This window comes from Streptomyces sp. NPDC088157, assembly GCF_044741545.1.
Taxonomy (GTDB): Bacteria; Actinomycetota; Actinomycetes; order Streptomycetales; family Streptomycetaceae; genus Streptomyces.
The window spans coordinates 14619-27985 of record NZ_JBIUSU010000006.1 but is presented as its reverse complement, the minus strand read 5'-3'; the positions used below and the strand labels follow the sequence as shown (position 1 = coordinate 27985).

Here is a 13367-nt window from a genome sequence, read left to right as displayed (position 1 = left end):
CACAACCTACCCGGCGGGTCCGACAACGCGGGCCCTCAGAGCTCCGCGGACGCTCCCGGCGCCAGCCGGCCGTGCTCGGCGCCGCCGAGGTTGCCCAGATGCGTGTCGTAGATCGGGCGGGCGAGGTCGGTCAGGAGGGCGTCGTGGATGTCGTAGACGCGCTGCGGCCGGACCTCGCGGACGTACTCGATGACCTCGGAGATCTTGTTCCAGGGGGCCTGGACCGGCGCCAGCAGGGTTTCCACCGGGTGCTCGGGGACGGTGAGCGCGTCACCGGGGTGGAAGACGCGTCCCCCGTCGACCAGGAAACCGACGTTGGTGACGCGCGGGAGATCGGGGTGGATGACCGCGTGCAGCTCGCCGTGGACCTGGACGTCGAAGCCCGCCGCGGTGAACGTGTCGCCGTGGCCGACGGTGTGCACACGGCCCGGGAACGCGGCGGAGAGCTTCTCCGCGACGGACCTGAGCGTCCAGATCTCCACTGCCGGGTCGGCCTCCAGGGCGGCCCGCAGCCGGTTCTCGTCGAAGTGGTCGGGGTGCTCGTGCGTGACCAGGATCGCGTCAGCGCCGAGAGCGGCGTCCGCCTCGCTGAACGCGCCGGGGTCGAGGACGAGCGTGCGCCCGTGCTTCTCCAGACGCACGCACGCGTGCGACTTCTTGGTGAGTGTCAGAGCCGTCATGGAGTCCATCCTGCCCCCGCGTCCGGTACGGGGCTCACCCGGCCGGGGGGGGACCGGCCGGAGACCCACCCGGCCGGGGACTCACTCGGTGGGGGTGGTCTCCTCGCGGATCACCTGCTGCGCCACCCTGAACGCGCTGTTCGCCGCGGGTACGCCGCAGTAGACGGCCGCCTGGAGCAGCACCTCCTTGATCTCGCCGGGGGTGAGGCCGTTGCGCAGCGCGGCACGGACGTGGAAGGCGAGCTCCTCCAGGTGGCCGCCGGCGACCAGCGCGGTGAGGGTGACGCAGGAGCGGGAGCGCCGGTCGAGGCCGGGCCGGTCCCAGACCTCGCCCCAGGCGTAGCGGGTGAGGAGCTCCTGGAAGTCCCCGGAGAAGTCGTCGGCCTGGGACAGCGCCCGGTCGACATGGGCGTCCCCGAGAACTTCCCGGCGCACCTTGAGACCGGCGTCGTAGGGATCGGGGCGACCCATGACCTGCACCGGTTCGAGGACGGGGGCGGGCGCGATCTCCGCGATGGCGACGGGCTGCGGAGGCTGCTGGGGCGCCACCGGCACCGCTCTGACGGGAATGCCCGGGACGGCCGTCTGCCCGGTGGCGGAGTCGTAGGCGGGCTGCCAGGCCGTGGAGAAGTGGCGGACCAGCAGGTCGGTGACGGCCGCGGGCTGCTCCACCGGCACCAGGTGCGAGGCGCCCGGCACGACGGCCAGCCGCGCGTCCGGGATGCCAGCCACCAGGGTGCGCGCCTCGGCGGGGCCGGTGACCTGGTCGTCCGAGCCGACCAGGACCAGCGTCGGCACGCCGATCAGGCCGATCTCGGCCCGTACGTCGAACGCGGCCAGCGCCTCGCACGCCGCTATGTAGCAGCCGGGGTCGGTGGTGCGCACCATCTGCACGGCCCACTCGGTGATCGCGGGCTGCGCGGCCGCGAAACCGCTGGTGAACCAGCGGTCGGGCGAGCTGCGGGCGATCGGGTCGAGGCCGTTCGTGCGGACTATCACGCCGCGCTGCCGGAACTCGTCGGCGGTGCCGAACCGCGGTGAGGCCGCGATCAGCGCGAGCGAGGCGACGCGCTCCGGATGCCGAAGCGCCAGCTCCACGCCGACCGCGCCGCCGAACGCGCAGCCCGCGTAACCGAAGCGCTGCACACCGAGCACGTCGAGGGTGGCGAGCAGCCGCCCGGCGAGGTCGGAGACCGAAGCCGCCGGGTAGGCCGGGGCGCCGCCGTGCCCGGGCAGGTCGAACCGGAACACCCGCCACTGCTGGGCGAGCTCGGGAACCTGACGGTCCCACATGTGCCAGGTGGTGCCCAGTGAGGGAGCCAGGATCAGCACCGGAGCGTCTTCCGGCCCGTCAAAGCGGTATTGCAGGGGTGCGGCAGTCGTCTCACTCACTCGACTCACGCTCTCACATCTCACGTTCTCTCACGACGTCGGGTGGAACCGCTGCGCAGTCCCTCCCACGTTGTGGCGGCATCGCGAAGATCCTCGGGACGGACTCCGTATGCCGCTCTGCGGCCTCGAGCATCGTACAGACGCGGCCCGCACGCCCCGAGGCCTCCGCGACATCACCCCCCGAAACGCCGTCCTGCCGTACGCTCGTTCGCTCCCCTCACACCGCCTGTACGGGATGCCGGACGACGGCGTCGAACAGATAGCCCTGTGTGTTGGGAACGGTCGTGTCCGGCTGGGTGCGGCCGGCGCTGTCGGTGGCCCGCGCCAGCAGGGTGTACGCGCCCGGGGCCGACGGGCGCCAGTCGGTGGACCAGCGGACCCAGCCCGCGCGGCGCGGCGCGTCGTGCAGCCGGGCGCGCCGCCAGTGGGCGCCTCCGTCGGTGCTGACGTCGACGCGTACCACGCCCCCCGCGCCGGACCAGGAGCGGCCGGTCAGACGGTGGGCGGCACCCGCCTCGAGGCTCGCGTCCCAGGGCAGCTCCCAGGCGCTCTTGACGGTCTGCCGGGTCAGCGGGGCGCTGCCGCCGTCGGGGTGCGCGCTGCCGAACAGCCGGTAGAAGTCGGTGTTCCAGGGCGAGTAGAGGGGCCTCGCGGACACCTCGATGTCACCGACCCACTTGATCGACGCGATGCCGATCCAGTGCGGCACCAGGACGCGTACGGGGAAGCCGTGGTCGTACGGCAGCGGCTCGCCGTTCATCTCGTAGGCGAGGAGGACGTCGTCGAGCGCCTTGGACACCGGCAGGGGACGGCGGACCCGGCCGAGGTTCGTGCCGTCGGCGGTGACGTAGTCGGGGTCGAGGCCACGGGGCAGGACGTCGACGGCGCCTCGGGCGAGCCCGGCCCGCCGAAGGACGTCGGCCAGGCGGACTCCGCGCCAGCGCGCGGTGCCGATGGCGCCCAGCGTCCACGCCGTGCCGGTGACGCTCTGGCCCTGTTGGGAGGTGAAGAAGCTGCGGCCGTTGCCCGCGCACTCCACGAACGCCGTGCGGGTGACCGCGGGGAACTTCTTCAGGTCGGCGAGGGTGAACTCGACGGGCGTGGCGTGGGAGAGCCCGTCTCCGTGCACGGTGAGCGTCCAGTCGGCTGCGTCGATGACGGGGGTGGAGGTGTGGTTGCGGACGAAGAAGTGGTCGACCGGGGTGTGGTAGCCCGTCCCGGCGAGGGAGGCGAACTTCGTCTCGGCGTTGGTGCCCCGGACGGCGAACCAGTCGTCGGGGAGCGCCTTGACGATGCCGGGCGACGTCGCTGCGGCTGCCTGTGCGGAGAAGGCGGGGACCGCGGCGGCGGTGAGTCCGGCGGCGGCGGCGAGGCGCAGCAGATCGCGCCGGGCGACGCCGTCGGCGCGGGCCTCGCCGGCCAGCCACTGGTGCAGTCTGCGGCGGTCGTAGGCGGATTCGGGCGGGGGAGACATGGGCATGGGTCTGCCTTTCCGGACGCGGGGTGCCTGGGCCGGGACGCGATCAGGGCGTCAGAAGGCGCGGCGCGTCCACGGCAGGAGGGTGGAGAGGAGTGGGGTGAGTGAGGATCAACAACAGCCGCGCGAGAGCAGCGCGCGGGACCGCGGGGCGGGGCGGTGGTCGTCGAGGATCACGGGCGCCATGGTACGAGGCGGACGGCGAACGGGGGCGAGGATTCAGGGACTCGGGGCGGGCGGACCGCTAGCGACGGCGATCGGCCCGGCCGGGGGCAGCGGCCGCCGGGCCATCGGGCCGGGGGCAGCGGTCGGCCGTGGTCGGGGGCAGCGGCCGGCCGGGGTCGGCGTCGGCCGCCCCTCGGGCGCACTTCGCACCGACGGGTTCAGAACGCGTCCACGGGAGTCGGGGAGGGCGGACCGCGAGCGACGGCCATCGGCCCGGCCGGGGGCAGCGGCCGCCGGGCCGCCGGGTCGGGGGCAGCGGTCGGCCGGGGTCGGGGGCAGCGGCCGGCCGGGGTCGGCGTCGGCCGCCCCTCGGGCGCACTTCGCACCGACGGGTTCAGAACGCGTCCGAGCCGCCCAGACCGGTCAGCGCGCCCACCGGGTCCGGGTCCGGGGTGCCGCGTGGCCACCAGTCGTCATGGCCCGGCTCCGACTCGTACGCGTACCACAACCCGTCGCGGCCGAATCGGAGTTGGACATGACCGCGGGGGTGGGTGAGGTGGTTGCGGCTCGGGCGGAAGGCGGGCAGGTCGGCGGCGAGGAGGAGCGGCCTGGCCCGGTCGAAGCGGCCGGCCGGCGGGTCCCAGGTCTCCTCCAGGACGGTGAGCCCGTCCGGGCCGCCCTGTCGCCAGGCGGCCACCGCTCGCGCCAGTTCGGACGGGGTTCGGCCGACGGCGGAGGCGAGCGCGGCGTAGAGGGCGCGGGTGGAGACGGTGAGGCCGGAACCGGGGCGGGACGCGGCCAGTCGTACGGCGTCCCGCCAGAGGTCCAGTTCGCCGATCTCGTCGTGGCCGGTGGTCAGCAGGGCGTGGGCGCGGGCGGCCGCGTCGGTCGCGAGGTGGTCCAGCGCGAAGGAGTCGGGGCCACCCGGTGCGGACGGGTAGGCCGGGGGCTGTTCGGGGTGCGCGGGCAGGGGCAGCGGGGCGGGCAGCGGCGGGAGCCGGCGTTCGGCGAGGGCTTCGGCGGCCCGTACGCCCGGCAGGGGTTCCGGTTCCTGTTCCTGGGCCGCGCGGGCCGCACGGGTGGCGTTACGGCGGGACAGCGCGTCGAGCACCTCTCGTTCCCCTCGGCCGCGCAGCAGGAGCAGCACGAACGGGTCGGCGTCGAGCAGACGTGCGGTCTGGTAGCAGAGGGCGGCCGCGTGCTTGCAGGGGTGACCGCGGTCGGGGCAGCTGCACTGCGGCTCGAGGTCGCCGGGGCCGGGCAGCAGCGGCACCCCGCACTCGGCGAGGGACTCGGGCATCTCCTTGTCGAGCAGCGCGGCGATGTGCCCGGGGCGCTCGGCGGCCGCTTCCAGGAAGCGCTCCCAGTCCTCGTTCCCCAGGGTGCGCAGCCGCACCTGCACACGGTAGGGGCGGGGGCGGCTGCCCTGCACGTACGCCAGGACGAGCCCGGGGGTGACGGTGATCGCGTCGACGTTTCCCTGCTCCGCGTAACCGCGTCCGCGGGCCAGGCGCTTGGGATCGAGGGCGCCTTCCTCGAGGGCGGTGACCCAGGCGTTGCCCCACCAGGTCCCGGCGAAGGATCCGCCGGTGCGAGGGGGGAAGGCGGGGAAGGTGCGGCGGTGGTCGCCGTCCCGTGCGGGGGCGGCCATGGAGCGGGGCGTGTGGGGCGGTTCCTGGGGCTGAGGCAGGGAAGGCGCGCGTTCCGGAGCGATCGGCGGGGGCGCACCGGCTTCCACCGCCCCCGCGTCGCCGGGGTCTGCCTCGGGCTCCCCCGCATCCTCCGACGGCATCTGGAAGGCGCCCGCGAGCAACTCCCTCACTACGCGCGCCCGTTCGTCGGCGACAGGGTCACGCGCGCGGTCGGGCCGCCGGGCTTCGGCGAGGCGGGCGTCGGTACGGGCGTCGGTACGGGGGCGGAGGCCGCTGCGCCCTGTCCTGTGACCTGCCCGGTGCCCGGCCTGCGCCGGGCCTTCGGCCGTGCCCTGCCGAGCCTGCGCGCGTGCCGCACGCAGCGCCTCCCGCGCGACGTCCCCGGGCCGCGAGCCGGCCGCGGCCCGCGTGCCGCCCGACTCGGCGATCCCCGACGGCACGCCCTGCGTCGAGGCGTCCTGCGTCGAGGTACCCGCCGGCGAGACGTCCTGCGGCGATGTGCCCGTCGGCGAGGAGGCGTCCCTCGGCGAGGGAGCGGCCGACGAGACGTCCTGCGCTGAGGCAGACGCCGGCGAGGAGGCGTCCCTCGGCGACGTACCCGCCGGCGAGGCGTCCTGCGGCGACGTACCCGTCGGCGAGACGTCCCTCGGTGGGGCGGCTTCCGGCGGTGGAGTGGGGGCCGCCCCGGAGGGGTCGGCAGCGGCTGCTGGGGAGCCCTCCGCGGCAACGGACTCGCGCGACGGGGCGGAGGAGGGCCGCTGCCGCGGCTGTTCCGGCGCCCGTTCAAGTGGCGTCCTGTGCGGCGGCTGCGGTGAGTGGCTCTGCGGCTCCGTCTGCCTCCGCAGGTGTTCCTGCGACCGCTCCCGAGCCGCCCGCAGCGCACGGCGTGCCTCGTCGGCCGGGCTGGAGGCCTTATCCCGGGGTGCCTCGGCCGGGACGGCGGTCTCCGCCGCGGTCTCGTCCTTCTCCGTCTCCCCCATCACGCCTCCCTCCGCAGCCTGACCAGGTCGGACAGTTCGCGGTCCGTCAGTTCGGTGAGGGCCGACTCTCCGGAGCCGAGGATCGCGTCGGCCAGGGCGCGCTTCGCCTGGAGCATCTCGGCGATGCGGTCCTCGACCGTGCCCTCGGTGATGAGACGGTGCACCTGGACCGGCTGGGTCTGGCCGATGCGGTAGGCGCGGTCGGTGGCCTGTTCCTCCACCGCGGGGTTCCACCAGCGGTCGAAGTGCACGACGTGGCCCGCGCGGGTGAGGTTGAGACCGGTGCCTGCGGCCTTCAGGGAGAGGACGAGCACCGGGGTCGCGCCGTCCTGGAAGCGGTCCACCATCCGCTCCCGCTCGGGTACCGGGGTGCCCCCGTGCAGCAGGTCGACCGGGACCGCGCGGGCGGTGAGGTGGGCGGTGATGAGGCGGGCCATGCCGACGTACTGCGTGAAGACGAGGGCCGAGCCGTCCTCGGCGAGCAGGGTGTCCAGCAGCTCGTCCAGCAGGGCGAGCTTGCCGGAGCGGGCGGCCAGGGCGTCGCCGACGGAGGCGGCCTCCTCCTTCAGGTAGAGCGCCGGGTGGTCGCAGATCTGCTTGAGCGCGCCCAGGAGCTTCAGGACCAGGCCGCGCCGGGCGATACCGTCCGCCGTCTCGATGGTCAGCAGGGACTCCCGCACCACCGCTTCATACAGCGCGGCCTGTTCACGGGTGAGCGGCACCGGGTGGTCGGTCTCGGTCTTGGGCGGCAGCTCGGGCACGATGCCGGGGTCGGACTTCTTGCGCCGCAGGAGGAACGGGCGCACCAGCCGGGCCAGGCGCTCCACCGCCTGGTCGTCCTCGCCGTTCTCGACCGCGCGCGCGTGCCGGGCGCGGAAGGACTTCAGGGGGCCGAGGAGTCCCGGGGTCGTCCAGTCGAGCAGGGCCCAGAGCTCGGAGAGGTTGTTCTCGACGGGCGTGCCGGTCAGTGCCACGCGCGCGGGGGTCGGGATCGTGCGCAGGGCCTTCGCCGTCGCCGAGTAGGGGTTCTTCACGTGCTGGGCCTCGTCCGCGACGACCATGCCCCAGGTCTGTCCGGCCAGGGTCGGCGCCGCCGAGCGCATCGTGCCGTACGTGGTGAGGACGAAGCCGCCGGAGAGGTCCGCCAGGCTGCGGTCGGGGCCGTGGAAGCGGCGGACGGCGACGCCGGGCGCGAAGCGGTTGATCTCGCGCTGCCAGTTGCCCAGGAGGGAGGCCGGGCAGACCACCAGGGTCGGTTCGGCGCGGGCCCGCTTCAGGTGCAGGGCGATGACGGTGATCGTCTTGCCGAGACCCATGTCGTCGGCGAGGCAGCCGCCGAGGCCGAGGGAGGTCATGAGGTCCAGCCAGGCCAGGCCGCGCAGCTGGTAGTCGCGCAGGGTGGCGTGCAGGCCGGCGGGCGGCTGCGCGGGTTGCACACCGGTGGTGAGACGGTCGCGCAGAGCGGCCAGGGCGCCGACGGGGACGGCCTCGACGCTCTCGCCGTCGACCTCCGCGGTGCCGCTGAGGGCGACGGACAGGGCGTCGACCGGGTCAAGCAGGCCCAGCTCCCGCTTGCGGGCCTTGCGTACGAGCGCCGGGTCGACCAGCACCCACTGGTCGCGCAGCCGGACCACCGGGCGGTGGGCCTCCGCCAGCGTGTCCATCTCGCCCTCGCTGAGCGGGTCGCCGCCGAGCGCCAGCTGCCAGCGGAACTGGAGCAGGTCCTCGCTCTCGAAGAAGCCGGTGCCGTCGGTCGCCGAGCCGGGCGCGGGCCGCACCACCGCCGCCGCGCTGAGGTCCTGCGCCAGGTCCCTCGGCCAGTGCACGGCGACCCCGGCCGCCGCGAGCCGGGTGGCCGCCACGCCGAGGAGATCGCTCAGCTCGTCCTCGGACAGGGCCAGGACATCCGGAGTGTCCTGTTCGGCGAGCCGGGCGAGGGGCGGCCAGACGCGGGCCGCGCGCCGTACGGCGAGGGCCGCGTCCACGCGCGCGCGTGCCCCGAAGGCGGCGTCGGCCTCGCCCGCCCACAGGGCCGCCGCGTCGGTCATCAGCGTGGGGTCGGCGAGGCTGTGCACCTGGACGATCGCGGCGCCCGCCCGGCGCGCGCGCTCGCCGTCGTCGGGCCGGTCGAACATGTCGTACGCCGAGAGGTCGAGACGGAGCGAGACCCGCACGCCCGCGTCCATGCCGGCGGCGACCTCGGCGGCCCAGTCGTGCGCGCCGGGCAGCCGCTGGGGCCGACGGTCCGCGAAGGGCTTCCCGCACGCGTGCGGCGCGGCCGGGGTGCGGGGCAGGGTGTCCGCCACGGCGTCCAGGAAGGACCGCATCAGGGCCTCGGGCCGGGGCAGGTGGAGCGCGCCGGGGCCGGGGAGGGGCACCGCGTGGCCCTCGTACGGCAGCGCGGCGGCGATCGCGCGCAGGTGTGCGATGTCCTCCGGGTCCAGGGGGCCGGCCCGCCAGGCGTCGTGTCCCGTGGGTGTCAGCCCGGGCAGCAGCCGGCCGCGGGCGGTGAGCCGCAGCGCGTGCAGCGCGGCCGCGCCCCAGCAGGCGGTCGCCGGGTGGGCGGCGGGGTCGCGGCGGGCCCGCACGAGCAGCGGGAGGGCCTTGTCGAGCGGCAGGGACAGGGCGGGGATCCGTGCGCGGCGGATGGAGGAGCCGTGGCGCCGGACCACGCCGAGCTCCGTGTGCTCCGCGTCCGCCGGGGAAGGCAGCGGGCCGTCCGCCGGGTCCCAGAAGGCGACGCGGCCCTCGCGCGGGAGCGCCGCGGGCAGGAAGACGGCGGCGAGTCGCACGCAGAGGCGACCGGGGTCGGCCGCGGCCGTGCCTTCGGCCATGACGCTCATGCCTTGTGTCCACCTCCGCCCCGCGTGTCGGATCAGTCGTCTTCGACTCTACGGGCGGGGTCTGACAATCGGTCCCGGCGGCCGGCCGGGCCGTCGCGTCGTTGGTCGGGCCGTGACCTGGCCGGGGCCGGTCAGGGAACCGTGCGCGACACCACGTAGACGAAGGGGTAGACCGCGTTGCCGGTGTTCACCACGACGTCCAGCGTCGGCATGGGCTTCTTCTGTTCGTGGACGATGCCGAAGTAGTCGCCGGGGCGGGAGCCGGGGCCCGTGAACTTCCAGCCCGTGATCTCTCGGTCGCGGGCGCTGATGGTGATGTCGTCCTTCTTCAGGTCGGCCCTGCCGACGCCGATGTCCGCGAGGAACTGGTCGAGTCCGACCTGCGTGGTCTGGAACTGCGTGTAGAGACGGCTGGTCTTCCAGTTGTTCGTCTCGTAGTAGGCGACCTGGTTCGAGGGGTGCGGGATCGGCACCTGGTACAGGCGGCGCTGGATCTTCGAGGGCCAGCCCTCGGTCAGGCCGGTCGCCGAGTACTTCGCCTCCTTGTCCTTGCCGCTGTCACGGCTCTGGTTCGCGGAGATCACCAGGTAGCCGGCCGGGACACCGATGAGCAGCACGATGATCAGCAGGGTGAGCGCCCTGCGGCGGATCACGTGCCGGCGGTCCTCCGGCGGACGGGGCGGCTCGTCGGGGGCTGCGGCCTGGCGGGGCAGCGATGCTGTCATGCGGTGTCCTGGGTCGTGCGGGGTGGTGCGGCGGTCATGCGGTGTCCTGGGTCATGCGGTGTCCTGGGGACGGAGCGATACGGAGGTCATGCCGTGTCCTGGGTGCGGCGGGCCGCCTCCGTGAACCGTTCGAAACGCTCGAAGCGCTCCACGCGGCGGCGCTTGGCGCGCCGGAAACGGCGGGCGACCAGGCGGGCCAGGTCCGCGGCACCGACCATGCCTGCCTCGGGGCCCAGCTGGGCGCGGACGATGCGGGCCTCGGGGCGGTAGCCGCGGCCGGTGAGCTGGCGCTTGAACGCGTCTCGCGCGGGGCTGATCAGCAGGTCGTCGGCGGCTGAGACGCCGCCGCCGATCACGAAGCAGGACGGGTCGAGGGCGGCGGCCAGATTGGCGATGCCGACGCCGAGCCACTGGCCGATGTCCTGGAGCAGCTCGATGCACATGGCGTCGCCCTCACGGGCCAGCTCGGTGATCATCGGGCCGGTGATGTCGCCGATGTTGCCCTTGACGTGCTCGATGATCCCGTAGGCGACCGGGGAGTCGGCGGCGGCCAGTTCGCGAGCCTCCCTGACCAGCGCGTTGCCCGAGCTGTACTGCTCCCAGCAGCCGCGGTTGCCGCACGGGCAGCGGTGACCGCCGGGCACGGCCTGCATATGGCCGAACTCGCCGGCGACGCCGTACTTGCCGCGCTTGACCTGGCCGTCCTCCAGAATCGCGCCGCCGATACCGGTGCCGAGGGTGATCATGACCAGGTGGTCCTCGCCGCGGCCCGCGCCGAAACGCCACTCGGCCCAGGCGGCGGTGTTGGCGTCGTTGTCCACGAGGACGGGAACCGACAGCCGGCCGGAGAGCCGGTCGCGCAGCGGCTCGTTGCGCCAGGACAGGTGCGGCGCGAACAGGACGCGGTTGCGCTCCGCGTCGACCCAGCCGGCCGCACCGATGCCGACCGCGTGCACGTCATGCCGGTCGGACAGGTCCAGCACGAGTTCGACGATGGTGTCCTCGACGACCTTGGGGCTCTTGGACTTGTCCGGCGTCTCGGTGCGCAGCTTCTCCAGGATGTTGCCGTCGGCGTCGACGACCCCCGCCATCACCTTGGTGCCGCCGATGTCGATGCCGACCGTCGGCACGCGGGGCGCGGTGAGGTGCGATCGGCGCTCCCTCGTGCCCACGGTGCGGAGTGCGGTGGCGCGGCGGGAGCCGATGGGGGCGGTGAAGGTGCCGTAGGTGCTCATCGTCGCCGATTCTGCCTCACCGCCCCGTCGGACGCCGAGCCGGGCAGCGGAGGGGGCGTGCGGCTTGCGCGGCGCGCGGGTGTGTCGCGGCCGGTCGCGTCCCCGTGCGCCCACGCGCCCCTGGCCGGGGACCGCCCATCGCTCACCTTGTCCGACATGGACTCACCTTGTCCGGACAATACGACCAGGAACGCCCGCTCGGAATTTCAGGGGCGCACGAGCAGCTGGAACTCGAAGGAGTAGCGGGTCGGCCGGTAGATGTGGTCGCCGAACTCCACCGCCCGGCCGGTGTCGTCGTAGGTCGTGCGCTGCATGGTCAGCAGCGGGGCGCCCTCGTCCTCGGCGAGCCGCTCGGCCTCGGCGGTGGTCGCGGCGCGGGCGCCGATGGACTGGCGTGCGCTGTGCAGGGTGATCCCGGCGGCCCTCATCAGCCGGTACAGGCCGGTGGCCTGCAGCTGCCCGGTGTCCAGGTCGAGCAGGCCGGAGGGGATGTGGTTGCACAGGTACGCCATCGGCTCCCCGTGCGCCAGCCGCAGCCGCTCCACCCGGTGGACGTCGCTGCCCTCGGTCACCGCGAGCGCGGCCGCGACCTCGGCGGATGCCGGGACCATGGTGTTGACCAGGACCGTCGTCGCCGGACGCTGCCCGGCGGCCTCCAGGTCGTCGTAGAGGCTGCTGAGCTCCAGTGGGCGCTTGACCTGGCTGTGCACGACCTGCGTGCCGACGCCTCGGCGGCGCACCAGGAGACCCTTGTCGACCAGCGACTGGATCGCCTGGCGGACGGTCGGCCGGGACAGGCCGAGCCGCGCCGCGAGCTCGATCTCGTTGCCCAGCAGACTGCCGGGGGTGAGCGATCCGTGCTCGATAGCGGCCTCCAACTGCTGGGCCAGCTGGAAGTACAACGGCACCGGCGAGCTACGGTCCACACGGAGTTCGAGCTGCACAGTCGGGTCCACTTCTGGTTTCGGCACGGGCCGAGCGTAGCTCCGTGACCGGTTGACGGGAAGTCGTGTAGTTCGATTGTCCGGACATACGCATTGACAGCGTGCGGCCTGCGACGTCACTTTTGATTCATGCGCATCGGGGTCATCGGGACGGGCCGCATAGGCACCATTCATGCGAACACACTCAGCCGTCACCGCGAGGTCGGATCCCTGATCCTGACGGACGCGGACCACACGCGGGCCCAGGAGCTCGCGTACCGGCTGGGTGAGACGGCCGCCCCAGGGGTGGACGAGATCTTCCGCTGGGGCGTGGACGCCGTGGTGATCACGACGGCGACCTCGGCCCACGCCGAACTGATCGGTCGGGCAGCACGCTCCGGGCTCCCGGTCTTCTGCGAGAAGCCGATCGCCCTGGATCTGGCGGGGACCTTACAGGCGATAGCCGAGGTGGAGACCGCCGGAACGATCCTTCACATGGGCTTCCAGCGCCGCTTCGACGCGGGCTACACCGGGGCCCGGGAGGCAGTGCGGTCGGGGCGGCTCGGACGGCTGCACACCGTGCGGGCGCTGACGTCCGACCAGTCGGCGCCGCCGGCCGACTGGCTGCCGGTGTCCGGCGGGATCTACCGGGACGCCCTCCTCCACGACTTCGACTGCCTGCGGTGGGTGACCGGGCGCGAGGTGACGGAGGTGTACGCCGCCGGGTCCGACGCCGGGCCCGCCATGTTCCGCGAGGCGGGAGACGTGGACACGGCGGCCGCGGTGCTCACCCTCGACGACGGCACCCTCGCCACGGCGACGGCGACGCGGCTGAACGGGGCGGGTTACGACGTCCGCATGGAGCTGGCAGGGGAGCTCGACCAGATCGTCGTGGGTCTGGACGACCGCACCCCCATCGCGTCCACCGAACCCACCGGTCCACCGGCCGCGGACAAACCGTGGACGGGGTTCCTGGAACGGTTCGAGCCCGCCTACGAGGCGGAGCTGAACGCCTTCGTGGACGTCGTGCGGGGCGGACGGGCCAACCCCTGCGACGGCCGCGAGGCGCTTCAGGCGCTGCGGATCGCCGAGGCCTGCGAGGTCTCCCGACAGGACCGCAGGGCGGTGTGGCTCGCGGAGATCCCGGCGGCCCTGGAGACGAGCTGAGCACGACCGTCCCGGGAAGCACCCGGCAGGCGGTGCCCGGCCCGGGGAGCACATGCTGATCCGGGGAGCGCCTGGCCGGCGGGCCGTGGCCCGGTCCGCCCGTCCGCCCGTGCCCGCGCCCGCGCCCG

The 13367-nt window shown here is 74.0% G+C and carries 9 protein-coding genes; 1 reads left to right on the top strand and 8 read right to left on the bottom strand.

The window, feature by feature from the left end:
* Positions 1 to 35 precede the first annotated feature (35 nt).
* From ACIPFH_RS24190 to ACIPFH_RS24155, 8 genes are all read right to left on the bottom strand, one after another.
* A complete protein-coding gene (locus ACIPFH_RS24190) occupies positions 36 to 671 on the bottom strand; it encodes an MBL fold metallo-hydrolase (RefSeq protein ID WP_401830202.1) in 636 nt (211 codons plus the stop codon).
* A gap of 90 nt (positions 672 to 761) precedes the next feature.
* On the bottom strand, positions 762 to 2072 hold the full coding sequence (gene pcaC, locus ACIPFH_RS24185; RefSeq protein ID WP_401829293.1) for a 4-carboxymuconolactone decarboxylase: 1311 nt from the start codon (positions 2070 to 2072) through the stop codon (positions 762 to 764).
* 217 nt (positions 2073 to 2289) lie between these two features.
* Complete coding sequence (locus ACIPFH_RS24180) at positions 2290 to 3552, bottom strand: sulfite oxidase (protein WP_401829292.1); 1263 nt, start codon at positions 3550 to 3552, stop codon at positions 2290 to 2292.
* A 556-nt stretch (positions 3553 to 4108) separates the two neighbouring features.
* Complete coding sequence (locus ACIPFH_RS24175; RefSeq protein WP_401830199.1) at positions 4109 to 6244, bottom strand: SWIM zinc finger family protein; 2136 nt, start codon at positions 6242 to 6244, stop codon at positions 4109 to 4111.
* A gap of 101 nt (positions 6245 to 6345) precedes the next feature.
* Positions 6346 to 9180, bottom strand: coding sequence for an SNF2-related protein (locus ACIPFH_RS24170; RefSeq protein WP_401830198.1), 2835 nt, complete (start codon positions 9178 to 9180; stop codon positions 6346 to 6348).
* A gap of 140 nt (positions 9181 to 9320) precedes the next feature.
* Positions 9321 to 9914, bottom strand: a complete 594-nt coding sequence (locus ACIPFH_RS24165) for a sugar kinase (RefSeq protein WP_401829290.1) — start codon at positions 9912 to 9914, stop codon at positions 9321 to 9323.
* 86 nt (positions 9915 to 10000) lie between these two features.
* On the bottom strand, positions 10001 to 11149 hold the full coding sequence (locus tag ACIPFH_RS24160; RefSeq protein WP_359127899.1) for an ROK family glucokinase: 1149 nt from the start codon (positions 11147 to 11149) through the stop codon (positions 10001 to 10003).
* A 206-nt stretch (positions 11150 to 11355) separates the two neighbouring features.
* On the bottom strand, positions 11356 to 12093 hold the full coding sequence (locus ACIPFH_RS24155) for a GntR family transcriptional regulator (protein WP_356260934.1): 738 nt from the start codon (positions 12091 to 12093) through the stop codon (positions 11356 to 11358).
* Positions 12094 to 12222: 129 nt separating this feature from the next.
* Here ACIPFH_RS24155 and ACIPFH_RS24150 point away from each other — a divergent pair, with 129 nt between their 5' ends.
* Positions 12223 to 13239 (top strand): Gfo/Idh/MocA family oxidoreductase, encoded by a 1017-nt coding sequence (locus ACIPFH_RS24150; RefSeq protein ID WP_401829288.1) that lies wholly within the window; start codon positions 12223 to 12225, stop codon positions 13237 to 13239.
* Positions 13240 to 13367 lie beyond the last annotated feature (128 nt).